This window comes from Coriobacteriaceae bacterium (assembly GCA_025992705.1).
In the GTDB taxonomy this organism is placed as follows: Bacteria; Actinomycetota; Coriobacteriia; order Coriobacteriales; family QAMH01; genus QAMH01.
This window is the reverse complement of record DAJPGJ010000001.1, coordinates 622361-638688: the sequence shown is the minus strand read 5'-3', so window position 1 is coordinate 638688 and position 16328 is coordinate 622361. Positions and strand designations below refer to the sequence as shown.

Here is a 16328-nt window from a genome sequence, read left to right as displayed (position 1 = left end):
CCATCCAGAGAATAGTTCTTCGATTAATTTATTCTTTATGATATATAATCCTTCATCGTAATTATTGTTTTCTAAGTATAGTTAATGAGGGACATCACATCTGAGAACACGCGCGTTCTTGCCGTGGGCAAGTCGCAATCGAACAGACGAGCAGATGCCATCATCGTCGGTCTCGGCATCGCCGTCATCGTGATAGTCGCCATATCCCTCATGTTGGGCCGTTACCCCATCGACCCCCTCGAAGCCGTGGGTATGCTCGCAAGCTCCGTCTTCCCCGTTGACCAAACATGGACGGAGCAATAGGCGACGCTCTTCTTCAACGTGCGCCTTCCCCGCATCCTTCTCGCCCTCATGGTGGGATGCTGCCTATCCGTGGCAGGTGCGGCATACCAGGGGACGTTCCAGAACCCGCTCGTCTCCCCCGACATCCTGGGCGCGAGCCAGGGAGCCGCGTTCGGCGCAGCCGTCGCCATCCTCGCTGGCTTCACCGCGGGCATGGTTTCGGTATCAGCCTTCGCCTTCGCCTTGCTCACGGTTCTCCTAGTGCTTCTCATAAGCGCGCGGGCAAAGGGAAACCACATGATGGTGGTCGTACTCGCTGGCGTGATGGTGAGTTCCCTGTTCCAGGCGGGCGTATCATACGCGAAGCTCATCGCGGACCCGACCGACGAGCTGGCTGACATCACGTACTGGCTCATGGGCAGCTTGACTGGTGCGAAGATGACGCAGGTCACGATGATATTTCCCATACTCCTCGTGGGTTGTATCGTGCTCTTTGCCCTGCGCTGGCGCATAAACATCCTCACCATGGGTGACGACGAGGCGTCTACCATGGGAGTCAACGCCCGGCTCATCCGCATAATCGTCATCATCGCGGCGACGTTCGTCACTGCCGCCTGCGTGTGCGTGACGGGCATGATCGGCTGGATCGGTCTTGTCATTCCGCACTTGTGTCGCATGCTGATAGGTGCGGATTACCGCAAGCTCATCCCCGCCTCGATGCTCATGGGTGCCGGATTCCTCCTCGTCGTAGACGACATCGCCCGACTTGCCACGACGGCGGAAATCCCCATAGGAATCCTCACGGCTTTCGTCGGCGCCCCCTTCTTCCTCTATCTCATCACGAGAAAGAAGAAGCTATGAGCATCTTGGTCGAAAACCTGGATTTCTCCTACGGCAACCACCAGATTCTCCACGGTCTTTCCTTCGAGATTCCCGATGGCATGCTCGTAAACGTGCTGGGACCCAACGGCGTGGGAAAGTCCACGCTCTTTCGATGCATCCTGGGCCTCAACCAGAACTATTCCGGCACCGTCATGGTCAACGGCAAGGACATCAAGTCACTCTCGATACGGGAGCGAGCGCGTGAAATATCCTACATTCCGCAAACGCACGCGCCTGTCTACGACTATGAGGTGGTCGACGCCGTGCTCATGGCCACGGGTAGCGACCTGAAGATGCTCAGCAATCCTGGCCCCGAGCAGCAGAAACGGGCCTACGACGCGCTCGACCGCATAGGAATCGCCGATTTCGCCCACCGTATGTACACGCAGATATCGGGCGGAGAGCAACAACTCGTTCTCATAGCGAGAGCGCTTGCCCAAAACGCCCGTACGATCGTCATGGACGAACCCACGAGTGCCCTAGACTACGGCAACACCGTGCGCGTGCTCTCCTGCGTACGCCAGCTCGCCCAAGAAGGGCTCTCCATCATACAGTCCACGCATAACCCCGACCACGCGTTTCTATATTCCGACAGGACGCTCGTCTTGAAGGACGGCCGCATCGATGCGTACGGCCCTCCCCACGACGTGATTACCTCCGAGCTCATTAGCGGCCTCTACAGCGTCGATGTCGAGGTCAACTCTCTCTATGGCGATAGGGTGCGCGTCTGCGTGCCTCGAAGCGAAGTGGAGACACAACAGGAAAGGATGAACCATGAGACACGGTAAGGGAAAGGCGCTGAAAAGAATCGGAGGCGTGATACTCGCCCTCGCATGCACCGTCGCATTGAGCCTGGGGGCCATCGGCCTCGTCGGCTGCTCGGGCAGCGGAGGCTCGGGCGGTTCGTCTGAGGAAACGTGGACATTCACCGACTCGCTTGGCCGTCAAGTCGAGCTGCCAAAGAACCTGGAGAGAATCTGTCCGTCGGGGCATACGGCCCAGCAGGTATTGCTCACGATGGCACCGGACAAGATGGTCGGCCTCTCCCAGCCGCTCAACGATGATCAGCTCAAGATCTTCGGCGACAAGTTCAAGGACTATCCTGTCTTCGGCGCGGTTCTGGGAGCCAAGGACGACTTCAACCGCGAGGCAGTTGCTGCAGCCAAACCGCAGGTCATCATCGATACAGGCGAGGTGAAGAAGGACACGAAGGAGAGCCTCGATGCCCTGCAGGAGCAGCTCGGCATACCGGTCGTGTTCGTCGAAGCCTATCTGGAGGACTATGGCTCGGCGTACAAGACCCTCGGCGAGTTACTCGGCATGGAGGAGCGTGGCAATCAGCTCTCCGAGTATTGCAATCGCGTGTACTCCAAGGTCGAGGACACGATGAAGACGATTCCCGAATCCCAGCGCGTCAACATGGCCTACCTGCTTGGCGAAAACGGACTGAACGCCATTGCGAAGACATCCGTCCAAGCGCAGGTCATCGACATGGTCGCCAACAACGTCGTGGTCGTGAACGACGTGTCCGGCAAGGGCAACGGAAACGAGATCAGCCTCGAGCAAATTGCCCTCTGGAATCCCGACCTGATCATCTTCCAGAAGGGAAGCATCTACAACACCGTGGGTGATGACCCGGCATGGCAGGGCATCTCCGCCATCGCGAACGACAACTATTACGAAGTGCCGAACAATCCCTGGTGCTGGATGAACAATCCCCCGACCGTAAATCAGCTCATGGGCATGCAATGGCTTCCCAGGCTGCTCTATCCCAATGCCTTCGATGACAGCATCGAGGACGTCACGAGGGACTACTACAAGACGATGTACAACTACGACCTCTCGGATGCCGAGATGAGCGAGTTGCTCACGGGCGCGCTTCCCAAATAGGGCGCAACCGCGATTTACGATGCTGCCCCCGGCGCAATACAATGGGTGCCGGGGGCATGGGCCAAGCCGCGGAACATGATTGCACCGCGAACATGACGTCGATTTTGGAGAAGATGATGAGAGACCACTCGCTGCATGTCGAACTATCCCGCCAGGAAGCGGTTGCGGAAATGACCGATGCGCTCTCCGCGTCATTTGGCAAAATCCGGCCCGAACGAGTCGCCCTCGAGGACGCATATGGCCGCGTCCTGTCACGAGACATCACCTGCAAGAGCGACGTTCCCTCGGCACTCACGTGCGCGCTCGACTCGATAGCCGTCAAATGGGACGACTTTGCCGACCTCGAGCCGGGTGCCGTTCCCGATACCAGCTCGTGGGTTCGAGGCGTCGACTGGGAGTTCGCGAACACAGGCGTCGCCATGCCAGAGGGATTTGACACGGCAATCGTGATCGAGCACGTCGAGGTATCCGACGACGAGGAGCGCGTCACTATACTCGCGGCGCCCTCCGAAAGGTTCGCGGGTACGCGAGCAGCGGGGTCGAAGATGAAGGCGAGCGATATCGCCGTTGCCGCCCCTTGCATCATTACCCCAGATGTGGCCGCGCGCATCGCCAGCGCCGGACATTCCTCGGTCGAGGTGATGGCAAGGCCGCGCGTTGCCTTCATCCCGACGGGCAACGAGCTCGTCTCTCCGAACGTCCCGTTCTCGAAGCGCGCGCCGGACAGATTCGCGGGCGCGGGACGGGTCTACGAATCGAACAGCATCGTCGTAAAGGGTAAAGTCGAGCAATGGGGCGGCGTCTACGTGCCCTTTGATATCGTTCCCGATGACCGGGATGCAATCCAGACCGCCGTCGAGCGGGCGTGTGCCGTTGCCGACATCGTCGTGCTCAACGCCGGCTCATCGAAAGGCTCAGATGACTGGTCCGTGGAGGTGCTCGAAGAGATGGGGCGCATCATCTGCCATCAGACCAACCACGGACCAGGACATCACAGCTCGTATGCCATCGTGGACGATACGCCCATCGTGGGTATTTCCGGGCCGAGCGCGGGGGCGTCCTTCACCCTGAATTTCTACTTGCTACCGATCATGCGGAAGTTCCAGGGATTAGATCCAAATCCCACGCTCGTCCCCGCACGACTTAGCGCCGAGTTTCCCAAGGGCAAGATGCACAAGCAGGCGGAAGAGAATGGCCGTCCGCTGTCAGGTGAGGAGCGTCCTCCCGAGGCGACGCAGCCGGGCGAGGAGTTCTTCTCGGTCAAGTTCCTCAGGCTGGAGGTTGATTCCAGCGGGCAGCTCGTGGCAACCCCGCTACCCGGTCGCCCTGGGTCGCCTCAGACATACGGCGCAAACGCACTCTACATGCTACCGGCTGGCGTATCGGCCACGATGCCCTCCCCCGGCGACATCATCATGGTCGAGCCGCTCGTGTGACACGCCGCCGAGAGTGTCTCGTATCACGTAGAGGCCGTACGCCCGAACGCGAGCTTACGTTATCATGACGACGTGGCACACATTAGGCCCGACTATCTGAGAAGGGACGGCTCGTATGGCATTCGACTACAAGAAGGAATGCAAGGACCTCTACCAACCCAAGAAGACGCCTTCGCTCATCGACGTGCCGCCCGCCAACTACGTCGCCGTGCGCGGCACGGGCAACCCCAACGTCGAGGGCGGTGCATACCAGCATGCCATGCAGCTGCTCTACGGTATTTCCTTCACCATCAAGATGTCCCCCAAATCAGGCTGGGACATCGCTGGCTACTTTCCCTACGTCGTGCCGCCGCTCGAGGGCTTTTGGAAGCAGGTCGGCAGCAACGGAGCGTTCGATCTCTCGCGCAAGGACGAGTTCGAATGGATGAGCTGCATCCGCCTTCCCGAATTCGTGACATTGGACGTCTTCGAACAGGCCAAGAGCATCGCGACGGAGAAGAAGGGCGAGGACTACTCGCCTGCCGAATTCCTGACAATCGACGAAGGACTTTGCGTCCAGTGCATGCACATCGGCCCCTATGACGACGAGCCAGCAACCATCGAGGCCATGCACCGCTTTGCCGAGGAACAGGGCCACACCGTCGATTTGACGGACACGCGCCTGCACCACGAGATCTACCTCTCTGACCCCCGCCGTTGCGCGCCCGAAAAGCTTAGGACCGTCATTCGCATCCCTGTGTCGTAAACCAAAGCAAACTGAGATATGAAAAGTTAAATAATTTCAATACTTTTTCTCAAAAATATTCCGTAAGTGGTATTATATTATCGGTGCAAGTACAGGAGCGCCGCGGCAGTCATTGGAGGGGATGACAATCCGGCTTACAGACGGTCAAGGCACCCAGTGCAACTGGCATCAAATGTATGCACGATGATTTGGAAGGGTGATTATCATGGCAGAAGAAAAGGGCAAGAGCGTGGAGTTCGAGAGCTTCGAGAGCGACGCTGACGAGACCATCTCCGTCGACGAGGCCAAGGAGCAGGAGAAGAAGGCCGAGGAGCTCCGCGACTAATAGGACGCAAGCCGGTAATCACCGGTGCCCAAACTCAAGCAGGCGGGCTGTCGAGGAATCCCCTCTACAGCCCGCCTTCGTTTTGGTCCCATGACATCTCAAGCGGCATCAATGACTCGCGTTTCAGACAGTGGGCCGGCTAACCCGTGTAGGCGTCGTCCTTGCCATTGGAGAAGTCCTGATCCTCGAGCCATCGCTCCTCCTGCGCGGTCTGGGGCACATCGATGCGCTCGATCTTGAAGATGACGGGGCGCGTGCCATCGTTGCAACAGGCTATCATCATGCGCTCGTCGTTGGTCCAGCCGTGCATGATCGAGCCGCCCTGCAAAGCGGTGTAGATGTAGCGGTTGATTGCGTCCCAGGCCTCGCCACATGGCCAGTCGCCGCCGTCTTTCACGCGGGTGCCCCGGCCTAGATGGTAGTAGTCATCCTTCTCCGGCTCGCGGTCGAATACGAACTCGTCACCCTTGGCAAAGCACGGACAGCTCCCGCTCTTGGGGTCAGCCAGATACTCCTCCTGAAGGTCCTCGAAGACCTTGGTCTCCAACACGGTGACCTTGCAACGATGCTTCATGACGACTCCTTTCTAGTGAATGGTTTGGACCTACGACCTCCGGGTTATGGGCCCGGAGGTCGCAAACTTTGTATAATGACCATACACCAACCCGCGCTTCGCGAAGGAGGATTGCCGGCATGACCGCAAAAGTCTATTCGATTGATGAAATCCGTCTCATGATCGAGCCCCTTCTGCTGAAGTACAACATGGCCTCAGCGAGCCTGTTCGGATCCTATGCTCGCGGAAACGCTGACGAGTCATCTGACATCGACGTGCTACTCGTCGGAAATGACGGTTTCAAGGCTCTCGGCATATTCGGCCTTGCCGAGGAGCTTCATCGCATGTCTGGCAAACAAGTTGACGTATACGAGCTTTCGGAGCTAGACCCCGGTTCCTTCCGCGATACCGTACTCAGAGAAGCGGTCGCCTTATGAGAGATGACCAGTATCGATTGCGACGAATTAGCGAGCTTGGCGCCCAGCTCTCGCGCGTCATCGCAGAGCGTGACATTACACGCGAAGATCTGCTCAATGATCTCGAAACCCAGTGGCTCATAACCACGCCCTTGTTTAACATAGGAGAGCAGACGAATCAGCTCTCCCGTCAGCTGGTCGAACAGCATCCAGAGATACCTTGGGCAGAAATATCCGGCTTGCGTCATCGTCTCGCGCACGATTACGAAGGTACGAACTGGACCATGATCGCCGAGGTCGTATTCGATGAGCTGTCGGCATTCATAAAGCAGGTCGAAGAGCTCGACGAGTTCGCCGGATAGTCGCTTTTTGGGATGTCTCCGCCCAAACAAAAAGGCCAGCTGCTAAGCTGGCCTCGAGAGTTTGGTCGCGGGGGCTGGATTTGAACCAACGACCTCCGGGTTATGAGCGGTCTTGAAGGGACGTAAATTAAATTGTATGTCTGAACTGGTGTTTTGCGCTAAGCCTATCACGCAGATTTCGGTGCATTTGGGCATGTTTTCATGCTCATCTGCACCGCATCTGCACCGCCTTTTTCAAACATACAGAGCCTCTTATTGCAATGCCGCATCATTGGACAAAAAGCGTGGCGAGCTTTGCCACAAGAGGGATAACTGCGTTCCCCACATCTGCTGCATTTTTCGCAATCCTCGAAATCTTTTCCAATGCATTTAGGAATCCGCCCTCATCTTTTAATCCTGCAGCTTCTTCTAGATCGCATAATGCGTCTCTGGCCTCTTTCTTTTCCGATTCTTCAAGGCTGCTTTCCTCAATTGCCTTAATAGCACTCGAGACTGTAATGCTGTTCAGTACAAACGCCATTGCCGTTGCTTCACTATTCACTGAATTATTGAAAATAGGGCTGACGTTTACGTTCATGTTGCTTGCCTCCGGTATTAAATCTTGAGCGTACTGCATGCCTTTTTTGGTTATACGTTTCAGGACATAAGGCCTATTGTCTGCATAACCGACATCAATTAACCCTTGTTGGTGTAGCCTTCGAAGCGCATCAGCATTTTCTTCGCAGATTACTCCATCGGTAACAATTCCATCTATTTCAAAGCGCTTATAGCACTCTCTGAACAGTGCGTCTTCATCAAGAGTAAGCATTGGGAAGCCTGCGGCAAACTTTGACTGCTCAACCTTCTGAGCATGCTCTCTTCCAGCAGGAGTTACGCCGTTTACCACGACTACTCCACACCCCCATGCCCCTATAGCATTAATAAGCTCGGCTTCTTTTAATTGGGAATAGAACTGAGCATCTGGACCCTCCGGATCTATATCGAAACGAGAGGCGCCATCCTTTTCTTCTTGAATAAAAGCATCAAGGATGATGTCAGCCCGACCATCTACACCAAACATAAGAAACCTTTCCAAAACAGTACTTAGGCTTCATCTAGCCCAACTAGAGAACAATAAAGGATACGAATTAGGGCTTCGCCGCGCTGTGAAGCAAAGACAGATGCGGAGATTATTCACCCTTTTGTACAACAACCTCAGTTGCATTAGGATTGATTAGCCATTTCTCCCATATAGGACATAGTTGCCAGCCACTGCTAAATCCCATGCGCTTAAGATCGTCTTCGCTTCTTTTGCTAAGTAATTCAATCGTAGTCCTATGCCAAGAGGTGCTCGGAGCAATAGATTCGAGCAAAAAGCTTAGGATGGTCAACAGGGTAAACGTCGAGCTATTGTTGACTTTGTAGGGCACATGCCATTCGGGATATCGAGGCTCACGCGGAATCTTCGCACGGTTACCTAAACGCCTATTCCATAAACGATCGTGATGCGCGCAAATGTTTCTTGCAGTGTTGAGAGTCAAAAGCCACGAGTCCAGGACTTCAACTGGAACACCAAGCTCCGCAGCAATCCCTTTTTTGACTTCCTCGGGGGCTGCTCGAAACAGGGTAAGCATCATTCCAAAATCCATGATGTTAACGAGAATCCAATATGGAGGAAGACCGTGCTCATCTCCGTATTCATCTTTGAAGTGCTCTACAAACATAGCTTTAGATCTGTCGTAAGCGGTAAAACAGCGCGACAAGAAATGCCCATACTTGCTTTGATCGATATTGGGTAAAGAAGAACGCTCGAGAAATCCAAAAGGGGGCTATGTTTCAAAAAGTGTGTCCGAATAAGACCCGTTACCCCAGTTGAACACAAGCAAATCAGGTCCTTGAGTTGGAATCGCCCAACTCGAAGGTGTTTCAAAAAGTGTGTCCGCTTTCCTCTTGACGTGCCTGTTCAGGCAAGCTTTCCGAAGGGAAAAGTTGCCTAGTGGACAGGATGACGCCTTGAGTAGCCCGAGATGCGACGTTTGCGGAAGCGAGATGAAGGGGAACGGATACACGAAGGCAGGGACCAAGCGCTGGCGGTGCAAGTCGTGCGGTGCCTCCAAGACGAGAAGGATTGACAACGCCGCCAAGCTGCTCCGGGCCTTCCTTGCCTGGATCCTCTCCAAGAGGTCGATCGCCGATCTCGGATACAGCAGGTCGACCTTCTGGCGAAAGTGCGCCGGGTTCTGGGAGCTTTGGCCCATCGCCCCTTTCACCGGCGAGGTCTTCGACACGGTCTTTCTCGACGGCATCTGGTTTTCCCACGACGCCGTCGTGCTCGTCGCGCGCTCCAAGGAGCACGTGATCGCATGGCACCTGGCGCAAAGGGAGTGCTCGAGCTCCTGGGCGGCGCTGATGATGAGGATACCCGCTCCGATGCTGGTGGTGTCGGACGGATCCACCGGGCTCGCGAAGGCGGCGCGCACCGTATGGCCCGGCACCAGGATACAGCGCTGCGTCGTGCATGCCGCGCGCCAGGTCAAGCGCTACACGACCAAGAGTCCCAAGCTCGAGTGCGGCCGCGAGCTCCTGGGCATCGCGAACCGCCTGACGAGGGCCAAAGACGAGGACGCGATGAGGGAGTGGCTCGTCGACTACGCGCAGTGGTGCTCCGATTGGAGCGAGTTCCTGAAGGAGTTCACGGTGAAAGACGGCAGGAGGGTCTACACGCACGAGAGGCTGCGGCGGGCCAGGGGAAGCCTCAACCGCCTGGTGAAGGAAGGGACGCTTTTCACATTCATCGAGATGCAAAGGGAGCGCGGCGGGCGCTGGGATTCCACCAACAACCCGATCGAGAGCCTGAACGCGCAACTGAGGGAGATGCTCAGGCTGCATCGGGGATTGCCGCTGCTGCACCGCGTGAAGGCCGTCATGTGGTGGTGCTACATGCACACCGAAGAGCCCGAGAGCCCGGCGGAGATCCTGCGCCGCATGCCGAGGGACGAAGACGTCGACGGGCTTTTCGCAACCGTCTCGGGCGAGGGCCGGCATTCGGATGGAAGCCCGGAGAGGTATGGGAAGGCCATCGACTGGAACGAGTTTCACATGCCGACGAGGTACCGTCAGTGATGTCCCGCCGGACACACTTTTTGAAACATAGCCCCCAAAAGGACCGGATACCTCAGCCAACCTATAGGCAAGTTGAGAACGCATATAGATTTCGACGCGCTCTATCGCATTAAGAATGTCGAGCCTAAGCTGTCGGTCGAAAGTATATAAATCCCAAATTTTTGAAAAATCGGTACCCTCGATAAAGGATTCATCGTCTGGATTTTGGTTTCGCTTGAAGATATACCAATAGCCGCTCAGCCTGTAGTAACCAACTTCAGAGAGGCGCATTATGAGGTCAGTGCGGTCAAAGACAAGCCCTCTCGTTTCGAGGAGATTGACTTGGCTCTCATATGATAGCCATGGCTTTGTGTACTCCATGTATCTCCTAAAATAAAAACACCCGCCAAAGTTTGCATCATCCCTAAAAGGGAGCTAGGCATGGCGGGTTCACTGAAAGAAATCTTATCACAGTATTGTGGAGACCAATTGGTGAATCACCTAACGGTTCCAATACTTTGCAAAGTGTGCGCAAGATTATATTAAGCCAGGAAGGAACCGCAATGATTGTCTACTCTATTTTGATGGGAACATCGATTCTATCTCTGGCAACACATTTTCCGTCTTTCACGATATAGCATTCCACAAAATGAGGCCCTGAAAAGCGAGTGCTTTCGTGATGCTTTACCTTGTTGGAATCACTCTTAATTTGACCTCTTATCTGGTTTTCAATATGAGCAATTTCGCCAACATTCCTCACTTTCCAAAACACGTCATACGGCTTGGGTACCGTACAGTCAACTATTTCAAAATCGAGACCCTTGTCTTTTCGTAAGAAAACACCATCTGCTAGCATCTTCAACAGCTTTTGAGGTCTCCATCCGTCTTGCGTAACAGTGCAATCAATCTTCATGGAATAGCGAATCTCTACCGGATACATATCCTCAATAAACTCTTCGGTATTAGCGCTTTCATGAAGCGTGGCCCATTTCGCTTCCTGTTCTTCGCTGACGCTATCAACGATGCAGTCCTCAAAACGCTTACCCAACAGCTCAATTAAAGCTTCCTCTTTTTCTAAATCCGTTGCTGCTTCATTGAGTTTGTTAAATGCCTTCTTTGCCTTTCTAACAAAGGCTCCATTACCGCTATTCTCAACCTGCTGATTGCTTCCCAGGGCCAACCAGTAGCTTCGATCTGGATCTTCTGACTTGAGTTTTGAGAAGACGCCCTGAAGCACGGTGTAGTAAGTTGAAAAGGTGGCATTTTCCAGATCTAGTTCATCTCTGTAGTTGTCGACAAGCGTATCGATCAGCAAGCCGCCAAAACAAAAACCAGTATTATCTTTCCAGACTCTCAGAGCATTACATACTCGGGTGAAATTATTATTGGTGGAAGAGTCCGCATTTATGCACGCATCTTGCTCTTCAACGGGCTTGGTAATCTTCCATAAACCGCCATCATGCGTATCGGGGTACTTAAAACTTCCGTTAGCCTGTTCAAAAGCGGGCACCAAATCTATTGTGTAAGGTTTATTGGTAAAGGAAATAACAACCGCTTGTCCGTCACCTTTTATATCTGTATTGGGGTATTTCTCTTTCAGAGCTTTCTTAACATCCTGCAGTAAGTCACTCTGCCCATTACCTTCGCGATTGTCATAACGACTGAATTCTTCGCTGGGCATCTTGAAGATGACATCTAGATCGCTGCATCCATCGACCGCCGTGCCCCGACCAACGGATCCAGCTATTAGGCGATTAGATTTTTCCTCGTCACTGTCATAGTAGTGTTGATTGAGCTTTTTTATTACACCACGAAGATCGTCTTCATACTCAGTTATGTCCTTCATTTGAACGTCATCAAAGAATGCTTTGAACGTGGCACTGTGATTCATATAAACTTCTTATTCTCCTTCTATATCACGCTTTCCAAAACACTGGCTAAACAGTTTCCCCTCACCATTTTTAATTGCTATCTCTGCTGCTTTCTCCGCTTCGTCCGTAGTTCGCGGTGCGTGATCGCACAATTGGACATATTTGCATCGAACACAATCAATGGCTTCTTTATATATAGGCGTTTTAGTCAAAACCGAAGTCAGTTCTTCGCGTAGTGCAAGGTAGTCTTTCGCATATGAAGAATGGTCACAAACAAGCACATCGTAAGGCTTTGCTTCTCGATATATAGACACAAAGGTTGCAACGACAGCAAATACGGTTGCAGCAATATTTAGCCAGACACACTGAATGCCAATGCCGACCCCTGCGAGAACTGCTGTCATCGCAATACACGCAATGCTTGCTTTTTGAAGCCGCGTGCCATTGATGGAATAGATATCTGCTTGCTTTTCGTGAATCTTATGCGTCCAAACTATGTCATCAAATAATTTTTCAATTCCTGATGAATCGCAAATGGTTTCGTTTGATGCACACATTGTCATTGTTTCGACTTTCATCCAAGAGTTTTACGATATGACCAAGTAATCTAACTTCTTTCTTCTTGATATCTCATTTTAATATGTCTGCCGCTCAAGCCAATTGACGACAAACCCCACTATTGGCGAAAACACTGTAATCAAAGTTGCTAACCCAGATAAAAGACGGAATAAGAGACTGTTTGATGCTTTAGCATATGCGTTTACTCCGAACAATCCAGCTCGCTGCAATATATACAGCGGCAAACGCAAAATTCCGCACACTCCTTCAATTATCCAATTTAGAGGATTTACCAAGAGCCAAAATGCCTTTTTACGTCTTTCTCCCAATATGCCTTCAAAAGAAATGAGTGAGGGAAGTGCAGCCTGCAAGTTCCATTCAATCATTGAATCTGAAGGTAGGGATTCAAAATAGAGCGAGCAAAGATAATTGACCAAATGTAATGGTACAGACCTTAAGCCAGCCATTGGAGAAGTAACATAGCCGTCTTCTCCCATGATTTCCGCCATTTTATCGCCATGCTGTATCAGCCACATCGCATCTTCATACACTTCTTTACCGCGTATATCCTCGGTATATTTCATAAAGTGATTTGCGTATTCTTCGAAAAAAGCTTGATCTTTCCGTACGGTGTAGTAGCCATAAACTAGCCGTGATATACCAATCAGGCAGCCGAAGCCTGTAAAAATCAGCCATATGTCCAAGCAGGTCATGCCCATTTGGTTAGCCCTGTCCTAAAACGCAATAACCGCATATTCGTAGCTGCCCTGTGACTTAAAGTTCTCGGCTTGCTCCATGACCTTCTCGAACACTTCTTCATCCCACTCGGGCGGATAGCCATTCTTGTAGAGCAAGACCGTTAGATCCATATTCAGCTGGTTCTTGATATCGTCGCGAGTTGACCAATCCGCATATTGGGACTTGTCGTCGACCAGCTTCTTAATCTCTTTGGCTAAGTGAAGACATTTCTCGTCAGCGTATGGGAATCCGTGCTCATCGCGTACCTTGACCAAAATGTCGTAGAACGCTTTTTCCTCGTAGCTTATGCCCATCTGTTCGAATGAGCCCTTGTCCTCTTCTAGATCTTGAAGTATGTCCAACACCTGATTGGTTAGGTCATCAACAAACTCGGCCATCTCTTCGCTTCTGAATTGGAGATTGTCGCGGGTGTTGTAAAGCTCCACAACCGACCTCAGCCGTTCGTCGAACTCTACCGCCTTTACTTTATTGATTCGCCCATACTCCTTGATAGCTTTATTCACCAGCTTCAAAAGAGCGTTGAATTTGGTGATTGGCATCTCAATGTTATTCAGGCGTTCAACGAACTCATCGCTGAACAGATCCTCACTCTCTTGCGCTTCCACAACGCTCTCAAAGCCGGAACAAGAGATCGCTCGCGCAACCATCTCCTCCACATGGGCGTTCATAATCTCAGCATCGGGCGCGTCTCCTATGGTCTGTTTGTAGATTATGGAGCGTATGGCCATGTAGAACTGTGCTTTAGCAGTCTCGATATCAGTCAGCTCACCTGAGGGCATGCAGATCTGGTATGCTTTCTTCAGAATCTTCGACAACCCCATGAAGCGCGTCTGTCGCTCCTTGGACTCCTGCACATACTCCGCCGCATCGTTCAAGCACTTAAGCCTCTCAAGCGGCTCCCCGATGATGAATCTTCTGGGATCAAATCTCTCCATCAAGTCATCGATCAAAGCAAGGTTGTTTCGAAAGATTCCAAGCGTCACATTGATCTCATCGATTGGGCTTTCCTGCTTGCCGCCGTAACGCTTCATTGCCTGCATCATGTTTTCTTGGATGCCAATATAGTCGACCACAAGGCCGCGATCCTTGCCCTCGAACACACGATTAACGCGGGAAATTGTCTGAACCAACGTATGCTTCTGCAGCGGTTTATCTATATACATAACTGCCAAGGACGGCACATCGAAGCCGGTGATCCACATGTCAACGACCACGGCAATCTGGAAGTTAGAATCGTTGTTCTTGAACTGCTTGTCGAGCATCTTCCGATACTCTTTGGTGCCGCAGGCCTCGCGCAACTCTTCTTCATCATCAACGCCACGAGTTGCCACCAAGTTAATCTTTGGCAGCTCTTCTAATGCCTCCAGTTCATCCTTCGTAAGTTTGCTTTCGTCATCAGCTCGCTTGGGAATGCCCCATTCTGGACGAAGCTTAAGAATCTCTTGAAACAGTTCGTAAGCATGTTTCCTTTCCGAGCACACAATCATGGCTTTTTGAACCACTTCCGGCTTTTCCGCCTGCATAGTCTCGTAATGATCCACTAAGTCCGCTGCTAACTTCTTGAGTCTGTCAGGGTTACGCAGAAGTATCGACATCGAACTCATAGCCTTCTGGCTCTCCTCAATCTGCTCGGGAGCTGAGCCTTCTTCGGCGCACTTGTTGTAATACTCTTGAATCTTCCTTGTCTCGGTCTCGGAGAGTTGTATTCTTGCCAACCTTGGCTCATAGGCGATGCGCACGGTGATTCCGTCATCGGTGGATTCCTTCATGGTGTAGCTATCCACAACAGGGCCGAAAACAGCTAGCGTTTCATCAACAGGAGTGCCAGTGAATCCGCAGTAGGTCGCGTTAGGGAAGCTGTCACGCAGATACTTCGCGAAGCCATAGGTGGTGAAGACACCCTTATCCGTCTTCTTGAGCTTCGACCCGATTCCTGTTTGTGTTCTGTGAGCCTCATCTGATATGCAGATGATGTTGCTTCGATCAGAAAGCAGACCAAGGCTCTCCGTGAATTTCTGAATGGTGGTGATATAGACGCCACCACTCGGTTTATCCTTAAGGGTGCTCTTAAGGTCAGCCCTTGTCTCTATGCTTCTCACATCGTCATCATGCAGAAAGCGCTTTGCGGTTACGAAAAGCTCCGAGGACTGATCATCCAAATCCTCGCGATCTACGATGATGATAATCGTCGGATTGTTGAGTTCGTCCCTTCGGCGCATATTTAGTAAGCGTGACAGGAACATCATGGCATAAGTCTTGCCGCATCCCGTAGCACCAAAGTACGTGCCGCCTTTGCCATCGCCGTCAGGCAGCATATGCGCGCAGATGTTATCGAGCATTTTCATCGCGGCAAAGTATTGAGGATATCGGCAGACAATTGCTTCGCAATGCTTACTGTCGTCTGGATAGAAGACGAAGTCACGGATGATTTCCACCAGCCTCGCCTTGGAAAAAGCACCTTCCACCATCGTGAACAGGGAGCTTATTCCATTGGAAACCCTGTCTCCGTCATTCGCCTTATTCCATGCATAGAAATACTCGTACGGCGTGAAGATAGTGCCCATCTTGGTATTGGCACCGTCGCTGACAACCGCCAGACAGCAATACTTCAAAAGTTTCGGTATATCTCTTGCATATCGAACGGTAATCTGCTTCCAGGCATCATGTATGGTCTTGCCCTCTTCGATAGCAGTTTTGAACTCAAAGATGGCAACAGGGATACCATTTACGAAGACCAGCACGTCGGGTCGTCTCAGCGCACGATCTTGGACGCTGTATTGGTTTACTACCTTGAAGATGTTCTTATCTGGGTCTTCGAAATTGACGTACTCGATATGCAAAGCAGATTTTGCGGGATCTTCGCGAACAAGATCAAAGCCTTCATTAATAAGCCAAAACGTCTCGCGGTTTCCCTCGTACAGAGGATAGTCGCTGATATGTTTGAGCTTGTTGATTATGGTTTGGATTTCGGTTTCCGTAAGAGCAGCATCGCGGTAGTGCTCGCTTAAATAGTTGCGAATGTCTCCTTCAATGAGAACGTCCTCAAATCGACGATGCATCGTTTCGCCGTTGACGTAGTCATAATCTTGATCCTTGAACAGCTGGATAATCGCCAGTTCAAGTTGTTCTTCTGTAAATTTTCCTCTTATGAACTCTGTTTCCATGCGC

The 16328-nt window shown here is 52.2% G+C and carries 15 protein-coding genes and 1 pseudogene; 9 read left to right on the top strand and 7 right to left on the bottom strand.

The window, feature by feature from the left end; all coding sequences use genetic code 11:
• Positions 1 to 84 precede the first annotated feature (84 nt).
• The 6 genes from OIM11_02895 (at position 85) to OIM11_02870 (ending at position 5235) form a co-directional block, all read left to right on the top strand.
• A complete protein-coding gene (locus OIM11_02895) occupies positions 85 to 303 on the top strand; it encodes a hypothetical protein (protein ID HJJ00080.1) in 219 nt (72 codons plus the stop codon).
• A gap of 18 nt (positions 304 to 321) precedes the next feature.
• Complete coding sequence (locus tag OIM11_02890) at positions 322 to 1143, top strand: iron ABC transporter permease (GenBank protein HJJ00079.1); 822 nt, start codon at positions 322 to 324, stop codon at positions 1141 to 1143.
• Positions 1140 to 1952 carry an ABC transporter ATP-binding protein gene (locus OIM11_02885; protein ID HJJ00078.1) on the top strand — a complete coding sequence of 271 codons (813 nt, stop codon included), beginning with the start codon at positions 1140 to 1142 and terminating at the stop codon, positions 1950 to 1952. The genes OIM11_02890 and OIM11_02885 overlap by 4 nt, the downstream gene beginning before the upstream one ends.
• Positions 1939 to 3054 (top strand): ABC transporter substrate-binding protein, encoded by a 1116-nt coding sequence (locus OIM11_02880; GenBank protein HJJ00077.1) that lies wholly within the window; start codon positions 1939 to 1941, stop codon positions 3052 to 3054. The genes OIM11_02885 and OIM11_02880 overlap by 14 nt, the downstream gene beginning before the upstream one ends.
• A 116-nt stretch (positions 3055 to 3170) precedes the next feature.
• On the top strand, positions 3171 to 4490 hold the full coding sequence (locus tag OIM11_02875) for a molybdopterin molybdotransferase MoeA (GenBank protein HJJ00076.1): 1320 nt from the start codon (positions 3171 to 3173) through the stop codon (positions 4488 to 4490).
• 115 nt (positions 4491 to 4605) lie between these two features.
• Positions 4606 to 5235 carry a GyrI-like domain-containing protein gene (locus tag OIM11_02870; protein ID HJJ00075.1) on the top strand — a complete coding sequence of 210 codons (630 nt, stop codon included), beginning with the start codon at positions 4606 to 4608 and terminating at the stop codon, positions 5233 to 5235.
• 464 nt (positions 5236 to 5699) lie between these two features.
• On the opposite strand, the gene OIM11_02865 is transcribed toward OIM11_02870, so the two are convergent.
• Positions 5700 to 6134 carry a TIGR04076 family protein gene (locus OIM11_02865; protein HJJ00074.1) on the bottom strand — a complete coding sequence of 145 codons (435 nt, stop codon included), beginning with the start codon at positions 6132 to 6134 and terminating at the stop codon, positions 5700 to 5702.
• 119 nt (positions 6135 to 6253) lie between these two features.
• Here OIM11_02865 and OIM11_02860 point away from each other — a divergent pair, with 119 nt between their 5' ends.
• Both OIM11_02860 and OIM11_02855 read left to right on the top strand, forming a co-directional pair.
• The gene (locus tag OIM11_02860; GenBank protein ID HJJ00073.1) at positions 6254 to 6550 is read left to right on the top strand and encodes a nucleotidyltransferase domain-containing protein; all 297 of its coding nucleotides are present in this window, start codon (positions 6254 to 6256) and stop codon (positions 6548 to 6550) included.
• Complete coding sequence (locus OIM11_02855; protein ID HJJ00072.1) at positions 6547 to 6891, top strand: DUF86 domain-containing protein; 345 nt, start codon at positions 6547 to 6549, stop codon at positions 6889 to 6891. The genes OIM11_02860 and OIM11_02855 overlap by 4 nt, the downstream gene beginning before the upstream one ends.
• Positions 6892 to 7159: 268 nt before the next feature.
• Here OIM11_02855 and OIM11_02850 read toward each other — a convergent pair whose 3' ends face one another.
• Both OIM11_02850 and OIM11_02845 read right to left on the bottom strand, forming a co-directional pair.
• Entirely contained in the window at positions 7160 to 7951 is a 792-nt protein-coding gene (locus OIM11_02850; protein HJJ00071.1) for a hypothetical protein, read from the bottom strand.
• Between the two features lie 109 nt (positions 7952 to 8060).
• Positions 8061 to 8669, bottom strand: a pseudogene (locus tag OIM11_02845) (Abi family protein).
• A gap of 136 nt (positions 8670 to 8805) precedes the next feature.
• Here OIM11_02845 and OIM11_02840 point away from each other — a divergent pair.
• On the top strand, positions 8806 to 9993 hold the full coding sequence (locus OIM11_02840) for an IS1249 family transposase (protein ID HJJ00070.1): 1188 nt from the start codon (positions 8806 to 8808) through the stop codon (positions 9991 to 9993).
• Between the two features lie 550 nt (positions 9994 to 10543).
• On the opposite strand, the gene OIM11_02835 is transcribed toward OIM11_02840, so the two are convergent.
• Genes OIM11_02835 through OIM11_02820 form a run of 4 tightly spaced genes read right to left on the bottom strand, consistent with a single transcriptional unit; the run spans position 10544 to position 16324 of the window.
• Entirely contained in the window at positions 10544 to 11863 is a 1320-nt protein-coding gene (locus tag OIM11_02835) for a hypothetical protein (GenBank protein ID HJJ00069.1), read from the bottom strand.
• A 9-nt stretch (positions 11864 to 11872) separates the two neighbouring features.
• On the bottom strand, positions 11873 to 12421 hold the full coding sequence (locus OIM11_02830) for an SLATT domain-containing protein (GenBank protein ID HJJ00068.1): 549 nt from the start codon (positions 12419 to 12421) through the stop codon (positions 11873 to 11875).
• A 57-nt stretch (positions 12422 to 12478) separates the two neighbouring features.
• Positions 12479 to 13120, bottom strand: a complete 642-nt coding sequence (locus tag OIM11_02825) for a hypothetical protein (protein ID HJJ00067.1) — start codon at positions 13118 to 13120, stop codon at positions 12479 to 12481.
• Positions 13121 to 13135: 15 nt separating this feature from the next.
• Positions 13136 to 16324, bottom strand: coding sequence for an HsdR family type I site-specific deoxyribonuclease (locus OIM11_02820; GenBank protein ID HJJ00066.1), 3189 nt, complete (start codon positions 16322 to 16324; stop codon positions 13136 to 13138).
• Between the last annotated feature and the right edge of the window lie 4 nt (positions 16325 to 16328).

What these genes read in the sequence shown, in the direction of transcription:
- OIM11_02895 (HJJ00080.1), top strand. Translation starts at nt 85, where the DNA reads ATGAGGGACATCACATCTGAGAACACGCGCGTTCTTGCCGTGGGCAAG.
- OIM11_02885 (HJJ00078.1), top strand. Translation starts at nt 1,140, where the DNA reads ATGAGCATCTTGGTCGAAAACCTGGATTTCTCCTACGGCAACCACCAG.
- OIM11_02880 (HJJ00077.1), top strand. Translation starts at nt 1,939, where the DNA reads ATGAGACACGGTAAGGGAAAGGCGCTGAAAAGAATCGGAGGCGTGATA.
- OIM11_02875 (HJJ00076.1), top strand. Translation starts at nt 3,171, where the DNA reads ATGAGAGACCACTCGCTGCATGTCGAACTATCCCGCCAGGAAGCGGTT.
- OIM11_02870 (HJJ00075.1), top strand. Translation starts at nt 4,606, where the DNA reads ATGGCATTCGACTACAAGAAGGAATGCAAGGACCTCTACCAACCCAAG.
- OIM11_02865 (HJJ00074.1), bottom strand. Translation starts at nt 6,134, where the DNA reads ATGAAGCATCGTTGCAAGGTCACCGTGTTGGAGACCAAGGTCTTCGAG.
- OIM11_02860 (HJJ00073.1), top strand. Translation starts at nt 6,254, where the DNA reads ATGACCGCAAAAGTCTATTCGATTGATGAAATCCGTCTCATGATCGAG.
- OIM11_02855 (HJJ00072.1), top strand. Translation starts at nt 6,547, where the DNA reads ATGAGAGATGACCAGTATCGATTGCGACGAATTAGCGAGCTTGGCGCC.
- OIM11_02850 (HJJ00071.1), bottom strand. Translation starts at nt 7,951, where the DNA reads ATGTTTGGTGTAGATGGTCGGGCTGACATCATCCTTGATGCTTTTATT.
- OIM11_02835 (HJJ00069.1), bottom strand. Translation starts at nt 11,863, where the DNA reads ATGAATCACAGTGCCACGTTCAAAGCATTCTTTGATGACGTTCAAATG.
- OIM11_02830 (HJJ00068.1), bottom strand. Translation starts at nt 12,421, where the DNA reads ATGAAAGTCGAAACAATGACAATGTGTGCATCAAACGAAACCATTTGC.
- OIM11_02825 (HJJ00067.1), bottom strand. Translation starts at nt 13,120, where the DNA reads ATGGGCATGACCTGCTTGGACATATGGCTGATTTTTACAGGCTTCGGC.
- OIM11_02820 (HJJ00066.1), bottom strand. Translation starts at nt 16,324, where the DNA reads ATGGAAACAGAGTTCATAAGAGGAAAATTTACAGAAGAACAACTTGAA.